A 23,800-nucleotide genomic window follows, 5' to 3' on the forward strand; every position below is an offset into this window, starting at 1 on the left:
CTCCGGCTTTTTCGTTATGCGGCAGGGCACTTGTCTGTATTGCTGAAGTCCGTCGTTCCGTCCGGCTTGAAGACATCCGGGTTCTGCGTATAGAGCGGCCCGACGACCAGCGGCTTGCTCGGCAGGATCGATTGATCGACGTCGGAGACCAGTTGTGTCTTCAACTCCTGCAGCGTCGCCCCCTCGGCATCGACGAGACGGATCTTTACGGAATAAGGCCTATCCTTGCGGATGCAGTGTACTTTTGGGCTCTGGAGGGTGATCTTGTCCCAGGCCGGATAGATCTTCTCGGTGAGCACGATTGGGTCGCCGCCGGCCGGGTTCTCGAATTCCGCGATCGCCACCGCGCCATCGGGAATGGCTGCAGTCTTCTTCAATGTGACGAGGTAGGTCGCGCTTGCGACGCGGTAGTTGAACACGAAAATATGGCCGCTCACTTCGACCATCTTCTCCATCTCGCGCTGGCAGCCGGCGAGCAGCGCGGCGCTCAGCGCCAGCGCCGTGATAACCTTGATCTTCATGTCGCGTCCTCTTTCTTCCGGCGGTAGTGCCGGCTTGCCTTGGCGCGGTTGCCGCAGACGCCCATGTCGCACCAGGCACGGCTTTTGTTCTTGCTGCGGTCTATGAACAGCCAGCCGCAATTGCGGCATATCTTCAAGCGCTCCGCATCAGGCATCGCGATCAGGCGAAGCACCGAATGCGCGGTCGCGGCGTCGAGCCCGTTGGGCCGGGCATTGCGGAGGGTTACGGCAAGTTTTCCAAGCAGGTCCGCGAGGAGTCGATCGTCATTGCCTGTCAAAACCCGTTGCCGGAAATAGCGGTCCGTCGCCTCGCGCAGCGCGATGAAATTCGGCCTGTCTTCTGGCGCCACCGGCAGAACTTCCCTGAAAAGTGCGCGCTCCGCGCAGAATTCCGCAGCTGCATGCGGAAAGCTCGTGAACTGTTCATCCGCCGCAAAGCGGTCGATGCTGCGCGCTATATCATGACGCAGAATGACGCTGTTGGCGACATCCAGCGCCAGCGCGCCGCCAGAGAAACGATGTGCGGTCCAGGCAAAGATCATAAAGAAAATATAACTGGTAAAATAGGTTTTGCCAGTTATTATTTGCAGAGGATCCGGAGTTTCCTGATGGGTTATCTATTGCAGCAGCTGGCAAACGCGGTGCCGTTGGCAGCGCTCTACGCGGCACTTGCCTTTGGCTATGCGCTTGCCTTCGGCGTCACCAAGCGCGCCGATATCACCTATGGTGCGGTCTTCGCTTTCGCGGGACAGATCCTGCTGCTGTTCACCGATTTCGCCTATAACCGCCTCTGGCTGGTCCTGCCCGCATCGCTCGCGATCGGCGCCGTCATGTCTTTCGTCTATTCGCTCGGCGCCGGCTTCTGGATCGGCCGCTCCGTCATGCAGCCGCTCGTGCGACGCTCACCGAATACGGTCATCGTCGCAGCCCTCGGCGTGACCATCCTGCTCATGGAGACGGCGCGGTTGGCCTCCGATACGCGGGAGCTCTGGCTCTCGCCCTTCCTCAACCGCACCGTCGTTTTCTGGAGCGACGCATCCTTCAAGGTGACGCTGACCTATATCCAGCTTATCAATACCGGGCTGATGTGTGCGCTGATCGCGGTCGGCGGCCTGGTGCTGCGCCGCAGCGCCTGGGGTCGCGTCTGGCGCGCAGTGACGGACGATCCGCTCGCCGCTGAACTCTGCGGCGTCAGCGCAATCCGCGTGTTCCTCGCTGCCTATGTGGCCGCCGTCTTCATCGCCACCTGCTGTGGCATCCTGACGACCTTCTATTATGGTTCGATGGATTTCGGTGCGGGTCTGCTCTTCGGCCTCAAGGTGCTGATGATCGCCGCTGCCGGCGGCTATTCCGATCCGCTGAAATCCGCAGGCGGTGCAGCAGGCATCGGTTTTGCCGAAACCCTCTGGACCGCCTACGGCCCGTTCCTCTGGCGGGATTTCGTCATCTTCTCGCTGCTCGTCTTCCTGCTGGTGCTGAGCCGGCGCGAGCGCGCCATTCCGTGACTACTTCCACTTGTCGCGCGCAGCGTCGTCTGCGTCCTTGGCAGAGACCCAATCGCCTGCCGAGCCATCCGTGCCATGTTCCCTCTTCCAGAAGGGCGCGGAGGTCTTCAGATAATCCATGACGAAGTTCGCGCCGTCGAATGCCGCCTGCCTGTGCGGCGCCGCGGCAATCACCAGCACGATATTTTCCCTTGCGGCGATTTTTCCGAAGCGGTGGATGGCGGTGAGCCCAAGCAGGCCAAAACGCTCGATCGCCAAATCGGCGATGCGCGTCATCTCCGCCTCGGCCATGCCCGGATAATGTTCCAGTTCCAGCGCTGCCAATGTGCCGCCTTCGTCGCGGCAGAGGCCGGAGAATGTCACGATCGCTCCAACGCCGGGCGCGGCCTTTTTCAGCCGGTCGACTTCAGTCTGCATGTCGAAATCTTCGCGCTGGACGCGGATGGTGGGGGCTGGGCTCACGTCATGCTTCCCCTTTGCTGATGTACGATGACCTCAAAACGCACTCCCTCATCGCTGTGCTTGTCACAGGCAGCGGGTGCGCCCAACGCCTTGGGAGCGAAAGAAGTTCTTGCAAGACAAAGAGAGTCATTCACGGCGTGGACGCGCCGTGGCTCGATTCCGGTGACAAGCACAGGAATGACGGAGAAGCGTGGGGCAGCCGTCTCCATAGGCAGTGTTTCCATTTGTCTTCTCGGAAACGCGAGCGTGCGTCCGTCATCCGTCACCCGCCCGTCATCGGCGGAAAAATCCCGATCTCCCGGGCATTGCCGACCGGTTCGTCGTGTTCGGCGTGTTCCTGATCGAGCGCCACGCGGATGACGTTTTCGTATTGAAGCGCCGTTTCGTATTCTTCGCCCAGGGTCTTCAAGTGACCGAGAAGATCGGCAACGGTGACGACGGAGGCGGGAAGGGCGATGTCTTCCTCACTCTTGCCGATCCGTTCCCGCACCCAGGCAAAATAGACAAGACGCGTCATTCTTCGTCATCCACGATATGCTTCAAGCCGGCGCGGAAATAGTCATAGCCGGTATATATGGTCAAAATGGCCGCGATCCAAAGCAGGCCGATGCCGATCTGCGTCGTATAGGGAAAAATCTCGTCGCCCGCAGGACCGGCAAGCAGGAAGGCGATAGCCACCAGTTGCAGCGTCGTTTTCCATTTGGCGATCCGTGTGACGGGAACGCTGACCTTGAGGGCGGCGAGATATTCCCGCAGTCCCGAAACGAGGATTTCGCGGCACAGGATGGTGATTGCCGCCCAGATCGACCAGCCGGCGATTGTCTGATCCGCGGCAACCAGGAGCAGGATCGAGGCGACCAGGAGCTTGTCGGCGATCGGGTCGAGCATGCGGCCGATATTCGAAGTCTGGTTCCAGATGCGCGCCAGATAGCCGTCCAGGAAATCGGTGAGAGAAGCGATGATGAATATCCAAAGGGCGACCCATCGCGCCGTGTTGCTGATCGCAAGCCGTCCCTCGACAAAGAAGCACAGGACGATCAGCGGTACCGCGAGAATGCGGCCGTAGGTCAGCAAATTGGGAATATTATACGCGCGCGATGCCATGAAACCGTTCTCTGAATTTATGTGCTTGTAGATGACGGGTTTGACCGCAAGCCGTCAACATTCTTTCTGTTTTTCTGCCGCCTTTGCGTGGAATTTGCGACCGTAGCCGCCTATTTCGCGGCATCGTCGTGAAAATGGTTATAGACCTGCTTTGCGACCGTTTCGGAAATGCCGTCGACTGCCATGAGATCGGAAAGCGCTGCCCGCGAAACGGCCTTTGCGGTGCCGAAATGCTGCAGCAGCGCCCGCTTGCGCGACGGGCCGATGCCGCCGATCTCGTCGAGCGGGTTCTTCACCATCTCCTTCTTGCGTCGCGCGCGATGCGAGCCGATGGCGAAGCGGTGGGCTTCGTCCCGCATGCGCTGGATGAAATAGAGCACGGGATCGCGTGGCGGCAGCGTAAAGCTTTCGCGCCCCGGCGGGAAGAAACGCTCGCGCCCCGCATCGCGGTCGACGCCCTTGGCAACGCCGATGGCAATGACGCTGTCCGAGATGGCGAGTTCCTCGAGGATGGCGCGCACCGCCGTCATCTGACCCTGGCCACCGTCGATCAGGATCACGTCCGGCCAAACAGGGAAAGGCAGATCGGCGGCCTCAGCGCTCGATACCGTCTGCGTCCGGTCCGGGATGCCTTCCTCCTTGATGAGCCGCGAAAAGCGCCGGGTCATCACCTCGCGCATCATCCCGAAGTCGTCTCCGGGCGTGATGTCGGTCGATTTGATGTTGAACTTGCGGTACTGGCTCTTCACGAAGCCTTCTGGCCCCGCCACGACCATGCCGCCCACGGCATTCGTGCCCATGATATGCGAGTTGTCGTAGATCTCGATCCGCTGCGGCGCATAGGGTAGACCGAACGTTTCCTTGAAGCCCTCGAGCAGGCGCGATTGCGAAGCAGTCTCGGCGAGCTTGCGGCCATGTGCCTCGCGGGCATTGGCAACGACATGGTCGACTAGATCGCGCTTTTCGCCGCGCTGCGGCACCAGGATCGAAACCTTGTGCCCGGTCTTCTCGCCGAGCGCTGCCGCCAGCAGCGCCATTTCCTCGACGGTTTCCGACAGCATGATCTGCTTCGGCACCGGCTTGTCGTCATAGAACTGCGCGAGGAAGGCATTCAGAACCTCGGCGCCCGAAAGCTGCGGGTCGGCCTTTGGGAAATAGGCGCGATTGCCCCAGTTTTGGCCGGTGCGAAAGAAGAAGACCTGGATGCAGGAAATCCCGCCCTCGTGGTGGATCGCAAAGACATCCGCCTCCTCGACGCCTGCCGGATTGATGCCCTGATGGCTCTGGACGTGCGACAGCGCGGCAAGGCGATCGCGATAGATCGCCGCACGCTCGAAATCGAGATCTTCGGCGGCGGCGTTCATTTCCTGCGCCATGTGAGCCTTCACCTTCTGGCTTTTGCCGGAAAGGAAATCCTTCGCCTCCTGCACCAGTTGCGCATAGCCTTCGTCGCTGATCTCCCGGGTGCAGGGGCCAGAACAGCGCTTGATTTGATAAAGCAGGCAGGGGCGCGTGCGCGTCTCGAAAACGCTGTCCGTGCAGGTGCGGATCAGGAAGGCGCGCTGCAGCGAATTGATCGTGCGGCCGACTGCGCCGGCGGAAGCGAAGGGACCGAAATAATCGCCCTTGCGGGCGCGGGCGCCGCGATGCTTGAAGATCGAGGGGGCGCGATGATCGCCGGTGATGAGGATATAGGGAAACGACTTGTCGTCGCGCAAAAGCACGTTAAAGCGCGGCCGCAAGCGCTTGATCAGATTCGCTTCCAGGAGCAGCGCCTCGGTCTCCGTGCGCGTCGTCACGAATTCCATATGCGAGGTCAGGCGGACCATCTGCGCGATGCGGTTGGAATGGACCCGGCCCATCGCATAGTTGCCGACGCGCTTCTTGAGGCTGCGCGCTTTGCCGACATAGAGCACGTCGCCATCGGCATTGAACATGCGGTAGACGCCGGGGCTGTTCGGCAGCCGCTTGACGAATTCGCCGATCAGTTCCGCGCCGGCAAGCCCGCTCTCGTTGCCGCCGCCTTCATTCCAGTCGATCGCAGCCGGAAGCGGCGAGGCGGAAAGGTCGCTTTCCACCTCGATATCGTCTTCGTTTTCATCGGTTTCATCATAAAGAACACCGCCATCGGGCAGCTTCTTGGCATTCATTCCTTGATCTCCAGCACATCCGGCGTCTGCCACGCGAGATGCTGGCCGCCGTCGAGTGCAATCATCTGACCCGTGATCGAAGGCGTCTCGAACAGAAAACGAATCGTCCGGCCGAATTCCTCCAACGCAGGTCCTTGCTTCAAGATAAGGGCTGCGACCTGCGCTTGGAAGTCTTCCTGCAACTGCCGTTCGCTTGGCATCGAGGGGCCGGGCCCGATGGCGTTGACACGAATCTTCGGAGCAAGCGCCTGCGCCATCGTCTGTGTTGCGGTCCAAAGCGCCGACTTCGACAGGGTGTAGGAATAGAAGCTCGGCCGCAGCGCCCAGACGCGTTGGTCGATCACATTGACAATGAGGCCAGTGGACTTTTCCGGTAGCTGGGCGGCGAATTGGGCGGCGAGGATCGACGGCGCCCGGACATGCACGGCGAAATGCTCGTCCCAGACACCGGCATCCATCTTTCGCACCGAATCTTCGCGGAAGACGGAGGCATTGTTGACGAGCAGATCGATGGGACCAAGCCGGTCTGCGGCCCTTTTTACCAGGGCTTCCGTCTCGTTTATTTTCGTGAGGTCGCCTTGCACTGCGACGGCGTATTTGCCTTTTTGCCGCAATTCCGCCGCAACCGCCTCCGCCTCGTCGATCGAGCTATTGGCATGAATGGCAACGGAAAAGCCGTTTTCCGCCAAATCCTCGACTATCGCCCGGCCTATTCTCTTGGCAGCCCCGGTTATGAGCGCGGCCTTAAGTCTTTTCTCGTTCAAAAGCGTGCCTTCTGGTCCCGCGAGTCTAAGTGCGTTTCTATATAGGGGCAGGCACAGACTATATAAATAGGGTGTCACGATTGCCTTTGTGGCAGACCTATTCTATGTATTATTTGAGAAATAAATTTCTTAGAATAAGTAGTGACAATTTAACCCATCGTTATGGTTAACAAATATTCTGTTGCTCTATAGCAACATCAAATTTCAGCCGCTTCGCTGCCTCAATCATTTCACAATTTGGCTCTCTCAAATCCGCAATTGCGCTCCACTTTCGACCTCGATCCGAGAGGGACATCTTGTAATTTCTCGCGAATGCTTCGGCGTAGGACAGTCACGAAGGGCGCGAGATCGAAAGGAGAAATGAGTATGCGTACATTTATTGCTAGTCTGATGGCGTCCGCCTTCGTGATCGCCGGCTTTTCTGCCGCCAACGCCGCCGATGCAGTCGACCAGGTTCCGGAAGCTCCGGTAGCACAGGCCGAGCCGGCCGCTCCGGCAGGTAACTGGGAAGGCTTTTACCTCGGCGGCGCGGGCACCTATAACAAGGGCAACTTCGGTGCAGACCGCGACGGTTACGCGATGGGCGGCCAGCTCTACACGGGCTACAACTGGCAGAGCGGCCAGATCGTCTACGGTGTCGAAGCCGATCTCGGTTATTCCGGCCTCGACAGCACGTCTGACGGCATCACCAACAAGAACCGCTTCAACGGCTCCGTTCGCGGCCGTGTCGGTTACGACCTGAACCCGTTCCTGCTCTACGCCACGGCTGGTGCCGCTGCAGCGAACAACAAGGTCAGCGGCTTCGGTCAATCCGATACCAATACGGCTTTCGGTTACACCGTCGGCGCCGGCGCTGAAGCTATGGTGACGAACAACATCACGGCACGTGTCGAATATCGCTTCAGCGACTATCAGAACAAGGACTTCGATCTCGGCGCCACGAACGTATCCCGCGGCTATGACGAACACAGCGTCAAGGTCGGTATCGGCGTCAAGTTCTAAGTCTGCCGAACACATCTAATGAAAGCCGGGCCTCGCGCCCGGCTTTTTTGTTTCTCAGCCGTGCGGCTTGAGTTCCTGATAGGCAGGAAATTTCTTCTCGAATTTGCGTGCCCAGTCGATCAGTTCCGGATGTTCGGCTTCCCACTGGCCCTTGAAGCGCAGTTCCAGATAGCCGATCGTCGCAGCAAGCGCGAAGTGACCGCCATTCAGCCTCCGGCCGATCTTCGGTGGATGCGCGCTGATGTGGTTCAGGCCGCTGACGGCCTTCTTCCACTGCCGGTCGATCCAGGGCTGGTGCACCTTCTCCTCGTCGCGGAAGCGGCGCTCGTAAACGATCGCCAGCAGGCAGTCGCAGATGCCGTCGCAGAGTGCTTCCAGAATTTCGGCATCGGTTCGCTTGCCGTTCTTCGAAGGGTAGAGCTTCGTGTTCTTGAGCCGCCCGAAATAATGCATGATCGCCACGCTGTCGAAGACCGAAACCCCTTCGTCGGTCAGAAGCGTGGGGATTTTGCCGAGCGGGTTGTTGTCGACGAGGATTGCCGGGCCGGCATTGGTATCGACACGGATTTCGGTGACGCCGAGTTCCAGATAATGCGCAGCCATCAGCACCTTGCTGGAATAGGGCGATGTCGGGGAGCAGAGCAGCTTCATGTTTCACCTCGAAAGCGGTTTCGGTGCGGACAAATTTCGCACGCGCAGCAAGCGGTCAATCGGCGTTTCCGGACTTCGCTTCGCCACGCAGCCAGAATGCGCGCTGTGAGGCGAACCGATCTTGGGCGAGATGATCCTTGAGCGCCGGCAGCAGCGCGTGCAACTCGTCCTTCAGCGTGAAGGGCGGGTTGACGATGATGAGACCGGAGCCCGTCAACCCGGTAACGCTGCGGTCGCTGCGCACGCTGAGTTCAGCGCACAACATCTTCGGAATTTGGGTCGCCTGCAGCGCCTCGTGAAATTCCTTGATGGGAGCGCCCTTCTTCAGCGGATACCAAAGGCAATAGGTGCCGCCCGGAAACCGCCGGTGGGCCCTCGCCAGGCCGTCAACTAGACGCTCGTATTCGCCGTCCTCCTCGAACGGTGGATCGACAAGCACGATGCCGCGTTTTTCCTTCGGCGGCAGATGCGCGCCGAGCGCCAGCCAGCCGTCGAGCTCGGTGATGCGGGCATGGTGATCGCCTTCGAACAGCCGGTGAAGGCGGATATAGTCCTCCGGATGCAGTTCCATCGCCGAAAGCCTGTCCTGTGGGCGAAAGAGCATGCGCGAAAGCTTCGGCGAACCGGGATAGAAGCGCACGCCGCCATCCGGGTTGAGTTCCCGGACCGCGGAAAGATAGGGCTCGAGCAGTCCGGCCACCTGCGGCGCAAGCTCGGCCTCCATGATCCTGCCGATGCCGTCCTGCCACTCGCCAGTCTTTTGCGCCTCTTCCGAGGAGAGGTCGTAAAGCCCGACGCCGGCATGCGTGTCGAGCACTCGGAAAGCGCCGTCCTTCTTTTGCAGATAGCGGATGAGACGCGCCAGAACGGCGTGCTTCAGCACATCGGCAAAATTGCCCGCGTGATAGATGTGGCGGTAGTTCATTTTCGCTGATGCCTGTTATGAATTCATGTCATAGCCGTCATTTCCGGCTTTTGGCGGATGACGGCTTGGAATATAGAAAAGCCATGAACATTGCGACCCCCATTCACGCCAAATCCGCCGATCCCGGCAAGAAGGTCGGGCACACCGCGTGTCCGCACGACTGTCCCTCCACCTGCGCGCTGGAAGTGGAGATTGCGGAGGACGGCCGCATCGGCCGTGTGCGCGGTGCCAACGACCACACCTATACGTCCGGCGTCATCTGCGCCAAGGTCGCGCGCTATGCCGAACGCCTCTACCATCCGGACCGGCTGATGCATCCTCTGCGCCGCATCGGCGCGAAAGGCGAGGGGCGCTGGCAGCAGATTTCCTGGGACGAGGCTCTGGACGAGATCGCCGAAGCCTTCATGAAGGCCGAAGGGAAGGATGGCAGCGAGGCGGTCTGGCCTTACTACTATGCCGGCACCATGGGTTGGGTGCAGCGCGACAGCATCGAGCGCCTGCGCCACGCCAAACGCTATTCCGGCTTCTTCTCGTCGATCTGTACCAACCCGGCCTGGACCGGCTTCACGATGGCGACGGGCACGCTCCGCGGTCCCGATCCGCGCGAGATGGGCCGCACCGATTGCGTCGTCATCTGGGGTACGAACGCGGTCGCGACGCAGGTTAATGTGATGACGCATGCGATTAAGTCGCGCAAGGAACGCAGCGCGAAGATCGTCGTCGTCGATATCTACGACAATCCGACGATGAAGCAGGCCGACATGGCGCTGATCGTCAGGCCTGGCACCGATGCGGCGCTCGCCTGCGCCGTCATGCACATCGCCTTCCGCGACGGCTACGCCGACCGGGCCTATATGGCAAAATATGCCGACGATCCGGCAGGTCTCGAAGCGCACCTCAAGACGAAGACGCCGGAATGGGCGGCCGCGATCACCGGTCTCTCGGTGGATGAGATCGAAGCCTTCGCAAAGCTCGTCGGTACGACGAAGAAAACCTATTTCCGCCTCGGCTACGGCTTCACCCGCCAACGCAACGGCGCGGTCGCCATGCATGCCGCAGCCTCGATCGCCACCGTGCTCGGCTCCTGGCAGTATGAGGGCGGCGGCGCCTTCCATTCGAACAGTGACATCTTCCGCATGAACAACGCGGAGCTGACTGGAAAATCGATGAAGGATCCGGATATCCGCATGCTCGACCAGTCGCAGATCGGCCGCGTGCTGACGGGCGATGCCGCATCACTCCGCCATCGCGGACCGGTCACCGCCATGCTTGTTCAGAACACCAATCCGATGAACATCGCGCCTGAGCAACGCCTTGTGAAGGGCGGCTTTGCGCGGGGCGATCTCTTCGTGGCCGTACACGAGCAGTTCATGACCGAGACGGCGGAAATGGCCGATATCGTCATTCCCGCCACGATGTTCGTCGAGCATGACGACATCTACCGCGCCGGCGGCCAGAACCATATCCTGCTCGGCCCGAAACTCGTCGAACCGCCGCCGACGGTGCGCACCAACCTTTTTGTCATCGAGGAGCTCGCAAAGCGCCTCGGCGTTGCGGATCAGCCAGGCTTCGGCTTTAGCGCCCGGGAAATGGTTGACCGCATTCTCGAAACAAGCGGCCTGCCGGACTACGATCACTTCCTCGAGCATAAATGGTTCGACCGCCAGCCTGACTTCGAAGACGCGCATTTCCTCAACGGTTTCGCGCATACGGACGGCAAGTTCCGCTTTCGGCCGGATTGGGCGAACCAGCCGGCGCCTAACCGTCCACCGGAATCCGTCGGCTTGCTCGGCCCGCATCCCGAGCTGCCGGCTTTTCCCGATCAAGTGGATGTCATCGAAATGGCCGATGCCGAACATCCCTTCCGGCTGGCAACCTCGCCCGCGCGCAACTTCCTCAATTCCAGCTTTTCCGAAACAAAGACGTCGCGGCAGAAGGAGGGGCGTCCCGAACTGATGATCAATCCGCAGGATGCCGAGATAAACGGCATTGGCCACGGCGATCTCGTCCAGATCGGAAACCGGCGCGGCGAGGTGCGCCTGCACGCCCACGTCACGACCGAGGTCAAGCCGGGCGTTCTGATCGCCGAAGGCTTGTGGCCCAACAAGGCGCATGTCGACGGCGAGGGCATCAATGTGCTCACCGGCGCAGACCCCGTTGCGCCCTATGGCGGTGCGGCGGTCCACGACAACAAAGTCTGGCTGCGCAAGGATGCCGTATGACGAAGTTCGCGAAGGCAAGGGCGGAGGTCGTCGAGGAAACGACGCTCGCGGAGGGCTGGACGCGGCTGAGCGTTTATAAGCTCGATTACACGGATTCGAACGGCCTTACCCATCGCCTCCATCGCGAGGTCTATCACCGCACGCCGGCCGCGACGATCCTGCTCTACGATCCGAAACGCGGCTCCGTCGTACTCGTCAAACAGTTCCGCCTGCCGCCCGATCTTCGGGGCGAGCCCGCCTTCATGATCGAAACGCCGGCCGGCCTTCTCGACGGCGAGGAGCCGGAAGCAGCGATCCGCCGCGAAGCGATGGAAGAGACGGGCTTCCGCGTCCGCGACGTCCGGTTCCTCTTCAGGGCCTACAGCTCGCCCGGTTCGAACAGCGAAGTCGTGCATTTCTTCGCCGCGCCGATCGATACGTCCGACCGCGTCTCGAACGGCGGTGGCCTGGACGAAGAGCATGAGGATATCGAAGTGCTGGACGTGCCGCTGGACACGGCAACAGCCATGATCGAAAGCGGCGATATCCGCGACATGAAGACGATCATCCTGCTGCAATGGGCGGCGATGAAGAGGGATAGCTTGATCTAATCGACATTTTTTCCCAGGACCGTTGATCTTTCGGCAGTCGACCGGTTGGATCGATGACCCTCACCTGATACGCAAGCGTGCTCGACCATTTCCAGAGTACGAGATTGATGGCCGTTTCCGCACGATGGGCAAAGGACGGCACGAGCAGGCCGACATATTTTTCATGCAGCTCATCAAGTATTGTGAAAGTGCTTTGGGTTGATTGTCGCAGCAGCATCCAAGTTCATACCGTTGTCACGAATCCCGCCTAAGCGCTGCAGTTTATCAAATCATGGAATGCCGTCAGGAGAGTGCCTATGTGGCTCAGCAATTTCACGCTCGTTCTTCCCGAAGAGGTGGTGAGCCGGGGCGCAATCCGGATCGAGGACGGGGCGATTGCCGAGATACGGTCGGAGCCGGTCGGCAATGCCGCGATCGACGGCGGCGGGCGGTTGCTGATGCCGGGTTTCGTCGATCTGCATGGCGACATGGTCGAGCGCGAGATCGCGCCGCGCCCGAACGCCATGATGCCGATTGATTTCGGCATCCATGAACTCGACAAGAAACTCGCGGCCGCCGGCGTGACGACGGCTTTTGCGGCGATCTCCTTTGCGACCGAGAGCGTCTACGGCTATGTCCGCTCACTCGAAACAACAGGTGCGATCATCGAGGGGATCAACCGGCTCAAGCACGATCTGCTGATCGACCATCGCGTCCATGCGCGCTATGAGATCACCAATCTGGGTGCCGCGCCCGCGCTTGAAAAGCTGCTTGAAGCCGGTCATATCGATATGGTGTCGCTGACCGACCATACGCCGGGGCAGGGGCAGTACAACAACATCCAGAGCTACATATTGAGCATCGCCGAGCGCCGGGCGATCTCCGAGGAAATGGCAGCGGAAATGGTCGCCAAGCGCATTGCCATGCGCAGCAATCCGGAGATCGAGGCAAAGCTGAAGGAGATCGTCGCCCTCTCGCTCAAGGGGAAGCTGTCGCTTGCTTCGCACGATGACGATAGTGCTGAAAAGGTCGCCGAGATGCATGATCTCGGTGTGACGATCAGCGAGTTTCCGGTCACGCTACCAGCTGCCGTGGAGGCCCGCCGCCGCGGGCTCTGGACGCTTATGGGAGCGCCCAATGCGCTTCGCGGCCAGTCAATGTCGGGCAATCTGAGTGCGCTCGATGCCGCCAAGGCCGGGCTACTGACGGTGATTGCTGCCGATTATCACCCGGCGGCTTTCGTGCCCGGCATCTTCAAGATCGCCGAGTACACCGCAATGCCGGCCGCGGTCGCCATGGCGACCAGGAATGCTGCCCGTTCCGCAGGTCTGACGGACCGCGGCGAGATCGCCGTCGGTCAGCGCGCCGATCTGGTCGTCGTCGAGCCGGGCGATGTGCACCGCATCCGCGCCACCTTCTGCGGCGGACGCTTCGTCTACAGCGACGGCACCTTGCATCAGCTTCGGGCGCTCGTTGCCTGAAGGATCAGGCGATCAGGGAAATGATGTGATTGGCATTGGGGCGGGCGGATATCTCTGCGCCCACCGCCCTGCCGCCTTCCATCCGCACCTTGCCTTCGGCAAAGAGCCGCAGCGCTTGCGGATAGAGCTGATGCTCGACCGTGAGGACACGCGCGGCGAGCGTCTCGGCGGTATCGCCGGACAGAACCGGTACGGCGGCCTGTCCGATCGCCGGCCCTTCATCCATGCCTTCGGTCACGAAATGCACCGTGCACCCTGCGATCCGCATGCCGGCGTCGATGGCGCGCTGATGCGTGTGGAGGCCCGGGAAGAGCGGCAGAAGGGAAGGGTGGATGTTGATCATCCGGCCCTCGTAACGTTGGATGAATCTCGCGCTCAGAAGCCGCATATAGCCCGCAAGGCAGAGAATATCCGGCGAGAGCCGGTCGAGCGCTTCAAAGATCGTCGCCTCGTGGGCTTCCTTACTGGCATAATCCTTGCGAACGAAAGCGAACGTGGAAATGCCTTCCGCGGCGGCTTTCGCAAGGCCGCCCGCATCCGCCTTGTCGGAAATCACGCCGACGATTTCAGCGGGAAAGTCCGGAGCTTTCGCTGCCGCGACGAGCGCCATCATGTTGGAGCCGCCGCCGGAAATGAAGACGACGACGCGTTTGCGCGGCATGGTCATAGAGCGAGCGTGCCCTTGTAAACCGTTCCCGGCGCACCTTCTGCGCGGCCGATCATCCGGCCGAGCGTGACGATCTTCTCGCCTTCCGATTCCAGGACGGCGGTCACCGCAGCGGCATTTTCAGCCGAGACGACGGCGATCATGCCGACTCCGCAGTTGAAGGTGCGCAGCATTTCCTTCGCCTCGACGCCACCCGTCTTGGCAAGCCAGGAGAAGACCGGCGGAACCTTGACCGCGGCAAGATCGATCTCGGCGGCAAGATGCTTAGGCAGCACGCGCGGGATATTTTCGGGGAAGCCGCCGCCGGTGATGTGCGCCAGCGCCTTGACGGCGCCGGTTTCGCGGATCGCCTTCAGAAGCGGCTTCACATAGATGCGGGTCGGCGTCAGCAGCGCTTCGCCGAGAGCCGTGCCTTCGGCGAAAGGCGCCGGCGCCTCCCAGCCGAGACCCGAAAGCTCAACGATCTTGCGCACCAGCGAAAAGCCGTTCGAGTGAACGCCGGAGGAGGCGAGGCCGAGGATGATATCGCCCTCGGCAATATCGCCTGCAGGCAGAAGCTGGCCGCGCTCGGCGGCACCAACGGCAAAGCCTGCGAGATCGTAATCGCCGGAAGAATACATGCCCGGCATTTCCGCCGTCTCGCCACCGATCAATGCACAGCCCGCCTCGCGGCAGCCGGCAGCAATACCGCCGACGATCGCCGCACCCTGTTCCGGATCGAGCTTGCCGGTCGCGAAATAGTCGAGGAAGAAGAGCGGCTCAGCACCTTGCACGACAAGGTCGTTGACGCACATGGCAACGAGGTCGATGCCGACCGTTTCGTGGTAATCCGCGTCGATGGCGATCTTCAGCTTGGTGCCGACGCCGTCATTGGCGGCGACGAGAACCGGATCGGTGAAGCCGGCGGCCTTGAGATCGAACAGGCCGCCGAAGCCTCCTATTTCGCCATCGGCGCCAGGCCGCCTCGTGGAGCGTACGGCAGGCTTGATCTTCTCAACCAGAAGATTTCCGGCATCGATATCGACGCCTGCGTCGCTATAGGTCAGGCCGTTTCTTCCAGACTGGCTCATGCTGATCTCCGATGGCTGGTTCGGGCGGTATAATGGACCGCGTCACATGCGGGTCGCAATTGCATGAGAGTGCGCTTTATGCAAGGCGGCGATGGAGAAAAGCCCCAATTTCCCGCTCTTTCCATAGGGGAGGGTTGGATTTTCCGCCGCAGGGTTGACCATCTTCCGGCCCGCATCCTATGTGCTTCGAGTAGCGGCGCGAAAAGATTGCGTCACGGGCGGACGAACGGGGAAAGCGATGCCACATCAGGTCAGCGGAGCAAGTCTCAAACGGCAGGTCTTCTTCTGGCTGGGCGTGCTCGTCTTCTTCATCGTCTTTCTCTATATATTCAGCTCCATCCTGCTGCCCTTTGTCGCCGGCATGGCGATCGCCTATTTCCTTGATCCCGTGGCCGACCGTTTGCAGCGTCTGGGGCTCAGCCGCCTGATGGCAACAATCGGCATCCTGGTCGCCTTTGTCATCATCTTCGCGCTGGCCCTGATGATCCTCATTCCGGTCCTGATCAATCAGTTCAACGATTTCGCCCAGCGGCTCCCCGGATATATCAGCCAGCTGCAGGCCTTCATCGCCAATGTACAGGATTCCGTGCTGCCGGGTTGGATCAGGAACCAGCTCGGCACGATCAAGGACAATTTCTCCGGCATATTGTCGGAAGGCATGGGCTTCCTGACCGGCCTCTTTGGCCAGATCTGGAATTCCGGCAAGGCCATCGTCGACGTCATCTCGCTGCTGGTCGTGACGCCGGTCGTTGCTTTTTACATCCTACTCGACTGGGACCGCATGATTTCCAAGGTCGATCAGTGGATTCCGCGCGATTATGTCAGCGACGTTCGCCAGATCGCTCATGAGATCGATCAAGCGATCGCCGGCTTCATTCGCGGGCAGGGCTCTCTCTGCCTGATCCTCGGAATCTACTACGCCGTCGGTCTGTCGCTCGTCGGCTTGAACTTCGGCCTGCTCATCGGACTCTTTGCCGGCATGATAAGCTTCATCCCCTATGTCGGCTCGCTGGTCGGGCTGGTTCTTGCGGTCGGCGTGGCGCTCGTTCAGTTCTGGCCGGATTATCTCTGGGTCGGCGCCGTGCTCGTTGTCTTCTTCAGCGGCCAGTTCCTGGAAGGCAATATCCTGCAGCCGAAACTCGTCGGCCACAGCGTCGGACTTCACCCGGTCTGGCTGATGTTCGCGCTCTTTGCGTTCGGCGCGCTCTTCGGCTTCGTCGGCCTGCTCGTTGCCGTGCCGGCCGCTGCCGCCGTCGGCGTCCTTGTCCGCTTTGCGCTCTCGCGCTACCTTCAGAGCGATCTTTATGCGGGCCGTTCGCAACCTGCCGACGCCCGGAAGACAAAAGCCGAATCCAAATGAACGACGTGAAGCGCAAGGCGGGGGAACAGCTCCCGCTGGTCTTTTCCCATGATGCGGCAAGCGGCCGGGACGACCTGCTGGTCTCCGACCGGCTGAGCGCTGCGGTGACCATCATCGACGCCTGGCCGCAATGGCAGTCGCCGGTCGTCATTCTGGCCGGGCCGGTCGGTTCCGGAAAGTCGCATCTTGCAAGCATCTGGAAAGAGCATAGCGGTGCCGTCAGCATCCATCCGAAGCGAGGATCGGATGCCGCCGTTACTGCGGCAAACGGGCCTGTCCTTTTCGAGGATGTCGACCGCCTCGGCTTCGATGACACCGAACTTTTTCACGTCATCAACAGCGTGCGCGAAAACGGCAACAGCCTGTTGATGACGAGCCGCCTGTGGCCGATGTCGTGGCCGGTGGAGCTTGCCGACCTGCGCTCGAGGCTCAAGGCTGCGACCGTCGTCGAAATCGGCGAGCCGGACGAGGAATTGCTGTCGCAGGTTATCGTCAAGCTCTTCTCCGACCGGCAGCTTAATATAGATGACAAACTCGTCCTTTATATCGTGAACCGGATGGAGCGGTCGCTGAACGCGGCCCAGACGATCGTCGAAAGGCTCGACCGGCTGGCCCTTGCACGGGGCACGAAAATCACCCGGTCTCTCGCTGCCGAAGTGTTGAATGAATTGGGTAATTCGGCGTCGTCCGATTGACTGTCACAGTTCCGTCGTGAAACTGATATACTGCGCATGGACGAGTGAAACGGGGTGATCGGAACATGGACAGTGCGGTAGCAGAGCATCAGGAACCCATTCCGGAAACAGCGGCAGCAGTCCCGCCGCTGGAAGACCTGCTCGCTAGTCCCGAACGTTTCATCAACCGTGAATTTTCCTGGCTGCAGTTCAACCGTCGCGTTCTCGAGGAAACGCTGAACACTGAGCACCCGCTGCTCGAGCGCGTCCGTTTCCTGTCGATTTCCGCGGCCAATCTCGACGAATTCTTCATGGTGCGCGTCGCGGGCCTCGAAGGCCAGGTACGCCAGAACATCGTGGTTCGCACGCCGGACGGGAAGACGCCCGCCGAACAGCTCGATGCAATCCTGCAGGAGATCGACAATCTGCAGATGGAGCAGCAGGCTTCGCTTGCCGTCCTGCAGCAGTATCTCGCGAAGGAAGACATTCTGTTCGTCCGTCCCGGCGCTCTCAGCGACGCCGACCGGCAGTGGCTGGCCGCAGAGTTCGAGCAGGCGATCTTTCCGGTTCTGACGCCGCTGTCGATCGACCCGGCTCACCCGTTCCCGTTCATCCCGAACCTCGGTTTCTCGATCGGCTTGCAGCTGACCAGCAAGCACGGGCGCGAGCCGATGACGGCGCTGCTTCGCCTGCCGCCTGCGCTCGATCGCTTCGTGCGCTTGCCCGATGACGCCGGCACGATCCGCTATATCACGCTGGAGGATGTCGCGAACATCTTCATTCACCGGCTCTATCCCGGTTACGAGGTGCAGGGCTCCGGTACATTCCGCCTCATCCGCGACAGCGATATCGAAGTGGAGGAAGAAGCCGAAGACCTCGTGCGCTTCTTTGAAACCGCGCTGAAGCGCCGCCGCCGCGGCAAGGTGATCCGCATCGAGACGGATTCCGAGATGCCGGCATCGCTGCGCCAGTTCGTGGTGCAGGCGTTGAACGTTCCAGACAATCGTGTCGCCGTTTTGCCGGGCCTGCTCGCGCTCAATACGGTCTCCGAGATCACCAAGGCACCGCGCGACGACCTTCGGTTTCCGCCCTACAATGCGCGATTTCCCGAACGCGTTCGCGAGCATGCCGGAGACTGCTTCGCGGCCATTCGCGAAAAGGACATGGTGGTTCATCACCCCTACGAGTCTTTCGACGTGGTGGTCCAGTTTCTTCTCCAGGCTGCGCGCGATCCTGACGTTCTGGCGATAAAGCAGACCCTTTACCGCACTTCGAACGACAGCCCGATCGTCCGGGCTCTCATCGATGCTGCCGAAGCCGGTAAGTCGGTGACTGCCCTCGTCGAGCTCAAGGCCCGTTTCGACGAAGAGGCGAACATCCGTTGGGCACGCGACCTAGAACGCGCCGGCGTGCAGGTCGTCTTCGGCTTCATCGAGCTCAAGACACACGCAAAGATGTCGTTGGTCGTTCGCCGCGAGGAGGGCAGACTTCGCAGCTACTGCCACCTCGGCACCGGCAACTACCATCCGGTCACCGCGAAGATCTATACCGACCTCTCGTTCTTCACCTGCAATCAGGTGATCGCCCACGATATGGCGAACATCTTCAACTTCATCACCGGCTACGGCGAGCCGGAGGAGAGCATGAAGCTCGCCGTTTCGCCTTATACGCTGCGCTCGCGCATCCTCCGTCACATCGACGAGGAGATCAAACATGCCAAGAACGGTGCGCCGGCAGCGATCTGGATGAAGATGAACTCGCTTGTCGATCCGGAAATTATCGACGCGCTCTATACGGCAAGCCGGGCAGGCGTTGAAATCGATCTGGTTATTCGCGGTATCTGCTGCCTACGCCCGCAGGTGCCGGGCCTCTCCGACAATATTCGCGTCAAGTCGATCGTCGGCCGCTTCCTGGAGCACAGCCGCATCTTCTGCTTCGGCAATGGACACGGCCTGCCGTCCGACAAGGCGCTCGTCTATATCGGCTCCGCCGACATGATGCCCAGAAACCTCGACCGCCGCGTCGAGACGCTCGTCCCGCTCATCAATCCGACTGTGCACGAGCAGGTTTTGTCCCAGATCATGCTAGGCAATATCATTGACAATCAGCAGAGCTACGAGATATTGCCCGACGGCACGTCTCGGCGCATGGAAGTGCGCAAAGGCGAAGAACCGTTCAATGCGCAGCAGTATTTCATGACCAATCCCAGCCTTTCCGGCCGTGGTGAAGCCCTGAAATCCAGTGCGCCCAAGCTGATTGCCGGCCTGCTTTCCGGCTGGACCAAGAGATAAAACTGGACCTGCATGGTTGAATCAGAAGCCCAGGGGCGCCTGCCAGGGATTGCCCCGGTCTCCGTCGTCGATATCGGGTCGAATTCGATCCGCGTGGTCATCTACGAAGGCATGTCCCGGTCGCCGGCGATCCTTTTCAACGAAAAGGTGCTCTGCGGCCTCGGTAAGGGCATCGCGCTGAACGGCAGGATGGATGAGGAAAGCGTCGCCCGCGCGCTGGCCGCCCTGCATCGTTTCAAGGCACTTTCCGACCAGGCCCGCGCGGCGACCATGTATGTGCTGGCGACGGCTGCCGCGCGCGAAGCCTCCAACGGGCCTGACTTCATCCACCAGGCCGAAACGATCCTCCAGCGCAAGATTCGCGTGCTTTCCGGCGAGGAGGAGGCGAAGTTTTCCGCGCTCGGCGTCATCAGCGGCTTCTTCCATCCGGACGGCATCGCGGGCGACCTCGGCGGCGGCTCGCTGGAACTCATCGACATCAAGGAGCGCGAGATCGGCAGGGGGATCACCCTGCCGCTCGGGGGGCTTCGCCTTTCGGAATATGCCGGCGGCTCCCTCGTGAGAGCCCGCACTTTCGCGCGCAAGCATGTTCGAAGCGCGACGAAAATCCTGGAAAAGGGGGCCGGGCGAACCTTCTACGCGGTTGGTGGCACCTGGCGTAACATCGCCAAGCTGCACATGGAACTTACCCAATATCCGCTTCACATGATGCAGGGCTACGAGGTTTCTCTCGAAGGGATGATGCAGTTCCTCGATCAGGTGGAAGTAGCCAGGGACTCCAAGGATCCGGCCTTCCAGGCGGTCTCGAAGCATCGCCGTGCGCTGCTGCCCTTCGGCGCCGTTGCCATGAAGGAAGTGTTGAGCGCGATGAATCCCGGTGTCATTTCCTTCTCGGCGCAGGGCGTTCGCGAAGGCTACCTCTACTCGCTGCTGTCGGAGGGCGAGCGCCGCGCCGATCCGCTGCTTTCGGCGGCCGGCGAGCTTGCCATCCTGCGCGCGCGTTCCCCTGAGCATGCGCGCGAGCTTGCGCGATGGACCGGCTACATGATGCCGTATTTCGGGGTTGTGGAAACGGAAGAGGAAGCCCGCTACCGCCAGGCGGCGTGCCTGCTCGCCGACATCAGCTGGCGGGCGCATCCGGACTACCGCGGCCTGCAGGCGCTGAACCTGATTGCCCATTCCTCCTTCGTCGGCATCAGCCATCCCGGCCGGGCCTTCATCGCGCTCGCCAATTACTACCGCTTCCAAGGCCTGCATGACGACGGCTCGACGGCACCGCTTGCCACGATCGCCGGCCCGCAATATGTCGAGCGCGCCAAGCTGCTCGGCGGCATGCTGCGCGTCGTCTATCTCTTCTCGGCCTCCATGCCGGGCCTGGTGAAGAACCTGACATTCCGCAAGTCCTCCAATCCAAGCATCGACCTCGAATTCGTCGTGCCATCGGAATATCGCGACTTCGCGGGAGAACGCCTCGACGGCCGCCTGCAGCAGCTCTCGCGGCTGACGAACAGACGGCTGGCGTTCAGGTTCGAGTAGGGGGCATTCGTGGATTTTGTTCTGCGGTGAAGCGCCCTTGAACACCGTCATTCCTGTTCTCGTCAGAGGAACCCAGCCACGGCGGGTCTGCGCCGTGAATAACTCTCCCGCAAATCAAAATGAACCTCCCGCGCCTCAAGGACTTGGGCGCACCTGATTCTGTGGCAGGCACAGGTATGAGGCGGGAGAACGAAAAAACGGTCTGCCGAGCAACGCCTCATCCGCAGTCAGCCGCAAGGAAGGGGAGGATGGCACTCACGCGCCACCCTCTCCATCCCCAAGAGCGTCTATCTATTTCGCACTCAAAAAATCACCCACTTCCAGCAGGCTGAACTCGTTGTCATCTGCCTTGTCGACGGCGCGGCCGGCGGAGAAGGGAAGGTTGTTGTCGTTGCCGACGATGATGTGCGTGGCATCGACGCGGTCGACATTCTCGATCGTCACGAAGGGCATGTCGTAGAAGCCTTCGCGGCCGCCCTGTTTCTTCTTGTTGTCCGGGTCTTCGATATGCATCAGGTCGATGTAACCGATCTTGCGCACGGCCTTGCCGGCGTTGGCATCGTCGAGCTCGATTTTGTAGATGCGCTTGAACTCCGCCGGAGCTTGGAAGCAGTCCGGCTTAGGCTCCTTGGGATCGGCACAGACCTTGTCCTTCGTACCGGCGCCATTGTCGCGCTCGATGACGAGGGCGGTCGTGTCGTCCAGCATGTTGAAGTCGCCAATCGCGGCACCCTTGTCCTCGAATGGATAAAACCAGCTGCGGCCCGTCCATTTCTTGGAGGCGACGTCGAACTCGATGACGCGGATGGCAGTGTGGCCGTCAACGGATTCCATCTTGCCGTCATCCTGATAGAGCGCGCCTTCCAGAAGGCCGTAAAGCTTGGTTCCGTCCTTCGACATGGCAAGACCTTCGAAGCCACCGGAGCGCTTGAGGTTGAAGGCAGGCATCTTGGCGGCCGGATTTGCCGGAACCGAGAGCAGCGGGTTGTCGGGCGACATCACCAGCTTGCCATCGGCCGTGGTGGCGATCACGTCGGTCAACCGGCCTTCGGTATCGACTTTCAAAAGATAGGGACCGAACTCATCGCCGAGCCAGAAGCCGTCGGCGACCGGCTGGATGGATTCGATGTCGAAATCTCCGCCGGTCAGATAGCGTTTCTCGGCACCTTCGAGAGTAATCGGGAAGGGCGCGATCTTGTTTGGATCGGAGAGGAAGATGTTCTTGACGACGTCGGCCTTGCCGGTCGTCCAGTCGAGTTTCATCTGGTGCAGGAAGAGCATGGCGTCGCTGGAGTTGCCCTTGGAGCCGAAACCGTTGTCGGAGAGCGTCCAGAACGTGCCGTCTTCCATCGACTTGATGCCGGAAAAGCCTTGGACAGGCTGGCCGTCGAGCGGCAGCTTGATGTCGGTGACGCGCTGTCCATCCTTGCCGGGAACGGAGCCGAGCGCTTCGGTGCGCTTGCGGTCCGGAGTGGTGAACTTGCCGGCGTGCTTCAGGAATTCGGGCGCGTCGGCGGGTGCCGGAACCAGCGTGTTGGCAGGCAGGATCGCCTGGCCGGCGAGCTTGGCCGGAAAAGCCCGCTGGTCGGCGGAAGCGGAGGCGGCGACGAGGAAGAAGAGGGAGACGGAACTGAAAAGCGCAGCTTTCATGGAAACCTCCAGTAAAATGAAATGGCGGTTTCGCTTAGCAGTCCATTGATGGCGCCTAATTGAAGGTTGAATGAAGCTTTGGTGACGCTGCCGACGTGGGCAGGGCCTGTGCCAGCGTCATGACGCCGAGTCCTTGGCCCCGGCCCTTGAGCGCATGAACACCCAGGTCCTGCGCGCTGATCCTTTCAGGCAGCGTCAGACGTTGGGCAAGCTCGCTCGAGATCAGCACCGGCCGGTTCAGTGTCTTGCAAAGGGACTCAAGCCTTGAAGTTGTATTCACAGTGTCGCCGAAATAGGCGATCTTGTGGTGATCGACGCCGATTTCCGCTGTGATGACGAAGCCACCATGGAGTGCTGCGCGCAGGCGGGGCACCTGTCCATATTGCTTCAGCCAGCTTTCCGCATCGGCTTCGATATCGTTCAGGATGTCGAAGATACAGCGCACGCAGCGGCCATCCTTCAGCCCGCGCGCGAGCGGCCAGGTTATGATCGCGGAATCGCCGACGTAATCATCAATCGCCCCTTTGTTCCGCCGCACCGGTTCGGCAAAAGCGGCAAACAGCGAGTTCAGCAATTGCTGCGCTCGAAGATCTCCGTGCTTTTCGGCAAAAGGGGTCGAATCGACGAGGTCGATAAAGAGGAAGATGCGTTCCTCCTGGACGGGGGTCCGGTAGCGGCCGGAAAACATGCTGAGAAAAACATCGCGGCCGAGCAGTTCGCGCACGCGCAACACGAAGATGACGATGGCGCAGACCCCCAGCGCATACATGAAGACGTTGAACGGCATCACCAGGATGTTCAAGAGCGACTCAGGCTTGATCAGCCCGATCGCCGACAGCAGCGAGGCGGCCAGCGCATAGCCGATGTTCATGAGGGCTTCATAAATCAGCAAAGCTGAAATGATGAACGACGCCGTCGGAAGTTTCTGGAGCCGCCGGTAGAGCGGGCGCAGGAAGGCTCTCCGCTCGAAGGCCAAAATCGGCATGCCGATAAAGACCGCAAAGACCGCGCCGATGATGACCGGTTCGTCGGGATAGACCACCAGGCTATAGGCTACGCCGCTTGCAGCCATCACGGCCGTTAAGAGAAGCCAGTTCTGCGCTGGAGAAATCTCTCTCATGACATCTGACCTGTGTTGGCGCCCGCGCGCATTTTTCCACGCGAGACACTTCGGTCAAGCGATTTCGCAAGCCGGC

Annotated in this window: 22 protein-coding genes; 9 read left to right on the forward strand and 13 right to left on the reverse strand. The window is 60.7% G+C overall.

What is annotated here, in order from left to right:
• Positions 1-14: 14 nt before the first annotated feature.
• Together QA644_RS04985 and QA644_RS04990 are read right to left on the reverse strand one after the other, a co-directional pair.
• A complete protein-coding gene (locus tag QA644_RS04985) occupies positions 15-521 on the reverse strand; it encodes a hypothetical protein (protein ID WP_039844469.1) in 507 nt (168 codons plus the stop codon).
• Positions 518-1,063 (reverse strand): CGNR zinc finger domain-containing protein, encoded by a 546-nt coding sequence (locus QA644_RS04990; protein ID WP_239599385.1) that lies wholly within the window; start codon positions 1,061-1,063, stop codon positions 518-520. The genes QA644_RS04985 and QA644_RS04990 overlap by 4 nt, the downstream gene beginning before the upstream one ends.
• Before the next feature lie 66 nt (positions 1,064-1,129).
• Here QA644_RS04990 and QA644_RS04995 point away from each other — a divergent pair, with 66 nt between their 5' ends.
• Complete coding sequence (locus tag QA644_RS04995) at positions 1,130-2,026, forward strand: branched-chain amino acid ABC transporter permease (protein ID WP_074067263.1); 897 nt, start codon at positions 1,130-1,132, stop codon at positions 2,024-2,026.
• Here the strand turns inward: QA644_RS04995 and QA644_RS05000 are convergent, their stop codons facing one another.
• The 5 genes from QA644_RS05000 to QA644_RS05020 form a co-directional block, all read right to left on the reverse strand.
• Positions 2,027-2,488, reverse strand: a complete 462-nt coding sequence (locus QA644_RS05000; RefSeq protein WP_074067265.1) for a molybdenum cofactor biosynthesis protein MoaE — start codon at positions 2,486-2,488, stop codon at positions 2,027-2,029. It lies immediately after the preceding gene.
• Between the two features lie 262 nt (positions 2,489-2,750).
• Positions 2,751-3,005 (reverse strand): molybdopterin converting factor subunit 1, encoded by a 255-nt coding sequence (gene moaD / locus QA644_RS05005; RefSeq protein WP_039844473.1) that lies wholly within the window; start codon positions 3,003-3,005, stop codon positions 2,751-2,753.
• Positions 3,002-3,592 carry a CDP-diacylglycerol--glycerol-3-phosphate 3-phosphatidyltransferase gene (gene pgsA / locus QA644_RS05010; RefSeq protein ID WP_022714716.1) on the reverse strand — a complete coding sequence of 197 codons (591 nt, stop codon included), beginning with the start codon at positions 3,590-3,592 and terminating at the stop codon, positions 3,002-3,004. Before pgsA ends, moaD begins: the two co-directional genes overlap by 4 nt.
• Before the next feature lie 110 nt (positions 3,593-3,702).
• Positions 3,703-5,742: an excinuclease ABC subunit UvrC gene (uvrC, locus tag QA644_RS05015; RefSeq protein WP_239599383.1), complete on the reverse strand. Its 2,040-nt coding sequence runs from the start codon at positions 5,740-5,742 to the stop codon at positions 3,703-3,705.
• Entirely contained in the window at positions 5,739-6,506 is a 768-nt protein-coding gene (locus QA644_RS05020) for an SDR family oxidoreductase (RefSeq protein WP_074067273.1), read from the reverse strand. Before QA644_RS05020 ends, uvrC begins: the two co-directional genes overlap by 4 nt.
• Before the next feature lie 366 nt (positions 6,507-6,872).
• Here QA644_RS05020 and QA644_RS05025 point away from each other — a divergent pair, with 366 nt between their 5' ends.
• Positions 6,873-7,508, forward strand: a complete 636-nt coding sequence (locus QA644_RS05025) for an outer membrane protein (RefSeq protein WP_074067274.1) — start codon at positions 6,873-6,875, stop codon at positions 7,506-7,508.
• Positions 7,509-7,562: 54 nt separating this feature from the next.
• On the opposite strand, the gene QA644_RS05030 is transcribed toward QA644_RS05025, so the two are convergent.
• Entirely contained in the window at positions 7,563-8,159 is a 597-nt protein-coding gene (locus QA644_RS05030; protein ID WP_194729358.1) for a glutathione S-transferase, read from the reverse strand.
• Positions 8,160-8,214: 55 nt separating this feature from the next.
• Entirely contained in the window at positions 8,215-9,084 is an 870-nt protein-coding gene (locus tag QA644_RS05035) for a 23S rRNA (adenine(2030)-N(6))-methyltransferase RlmJ (RefSeq protein ID WP_283071332.1), read from the reverse strand.
• 83 nt (positions 9,085-9,167) lie between these two features.
• On the opposite strand from QA644_RS05035, the gene QA644_RS05040 reads away from it, so the two are divergent.
• From QA644_RS05040 to QA644_RS05050, 3 genes are all read left to right on the forward strand, one after another.
• The gene (locus tag QA644_RS05040) at positions 9,168-11,306 is read left to right on the forward strand and encodes a molybdopterin oxidoreductase family protein (RefSeq protein ID WP_283071334.1); all 2,139 of its coding nucleotides are present in this window, start codon (positions 9,168-9,170) and stop codon (positions 11,304-11,306) included.
• A complete protein-coding gene (locus QA644_RS05045; protein ID WP_283071336.1) occupies positions 11,303-11,896 on the forward strand; it encodes an NUDIX domain-containing protein in 594 nt (197 codons plus the stop codon). Before QA644_RS05040 ends, QA644_RS05045 begins: the two co-directional genes overlap by 4 nt.
• Positions 11,897-12,192: 296 nt before the next feature.
• Positions 12,193-13,356, forward strand: coding sequence for an alpha-D-ribose 1-methylphosphonate 5-triphosphate diphosphatase (locus tag QA644_RS05050; protein ID WP_194729362.1), 1,164 nt, complete (start codon positions 12,193-12,195; stop codon positions 13,354-13,356).
• Between the two features lie 4 nt (positions 13,357-13,360).
• Here QA644_RS05050 and purN read toward each other — a convergent pair whose 3' ends face one another.
• Together purN and purM are read right to left on the reverse strand one after the other, a co-directional pair.
• Complete coding sequence (purN, locus tag QA644_RS05055) at positions 13,361-14,023, reverse strand: phosphoribosylglycinamide formyltransferase (RefSeq protein ID WP_074067283.1); 663 nt, start codon at positions 14,021-14,023, stop codon at positions 13,361-13,363.
• Entirely contained in the window at positions 14,020-15,093 is a 1,074-nt protein-coding gene (purM, locus tag QA644_RS05060) for a phosphoribosylformylglycinamidine cyclo-ligase (protein WP_283071338.1), read from the reverse strand. Before purM ends, purN begins: the two co-directional genes overlap by 4 nt.
• A 238-nt stretch (positions 15,094-15,331) precedes the next feature.
• On the opposite strand from purM, the gene QA644_RS05065 reads away from it, so the two are divergent.
• From QA644_RS05065 to ppx, 4 genes are all read left to right on the forward strand, one after another.
• A complete protein-coding gene (locus tag QA644_RS05065; RefSeq protein ID WP_074067286.1) occupies positions 15,332-16,453 on the forward strand; it encodes an AI-2E family transporter in 1,122 nt (373 codons plus the stop codon).
• On the forward strand, positions 16,450-17,148 hold the full coding sequence (gene hdaA, locus QA644_RS05070) for a DnaA regulatory inactivator HdaA (RefSeq protein ID WP_283071341.1): 699 nt from the start codon (positions 16,450-16,452) through the stop codon (positions 17,146-17,148). The genes QA644_RS05065 and hdaA overlap by 4 nt, the downstream gene beginning before the upstream one ends.
• 65 nt (positions 17,149-17,213) lie before the next feature.
• Positions 17,214-19,418: an RNA degradosome polyphosphate kinase gene (locus QA644_RS05075; RefSeq protein ID WP_239599372.1), complete on the forward strand. Its 2,205-nt coding sequence runs from the start codon at positions 17,214-17,216 to the stop codon at positions 19,416-19,418.
• A gap of 12 nt (positions 19,419-19,430) precedes the next feature.
• Positions 19,431-20,954: an exopolyphosphatase gene (ppx, locus tag QA644_RS05080; RefSeq protein ID WP_283071344.1), complete on the forward strand. Its 1,524-nt coding sequence runs from the start codon at positions 19,431-19,433 to the stop codon at positions 20,952-20,954.
• 291 nt (positions 20,955-21,245) lie between these two features.
• Here ppx and QA644_RS05085 read toward each other — a convergent pair whose 3' ends face one another.
• Together QA644_RS05085 and QA644_RS05090 are read right to left on the reverse strand one after the other, a co-directional pair.
• Positions 21,246-22,604: an esterase-like activity of phytase family protein gene (locus QA644_RS05085; protein ID WP_283071346.1), complete on the reverse strand. Its 1,359-nt coding sequence runs from the start codon at positions 22,602-22,604 to the stop codon at positions 21,246-21,248.
• A 55-nt stretch (positions 22,605-22,659) separates the two neighbouring features.
• Positions 22,660-23,724, reverse strand: a complete 1,065-nt coding sequence (locus QA644_RS05090) for an adenylate/guanylate cyclase domain-containing protein (RefSeq protein WP_283071347.1) — start codon at positions 23,722-23,724, stop codon at positions 22,660-22,662.
• Positions 23,725-23,800: the final 76 nt, after the last annotated feature.

Origin of the sequence: Rhizobium sp. CC1099 (assembly GCF_029714385.1) — a bacterium.
GTDB lineage: Bacteria > Pseudomonadota > Alphaproteobacteria > Rhizobiales > Rhizobiaceae > Rhizobium.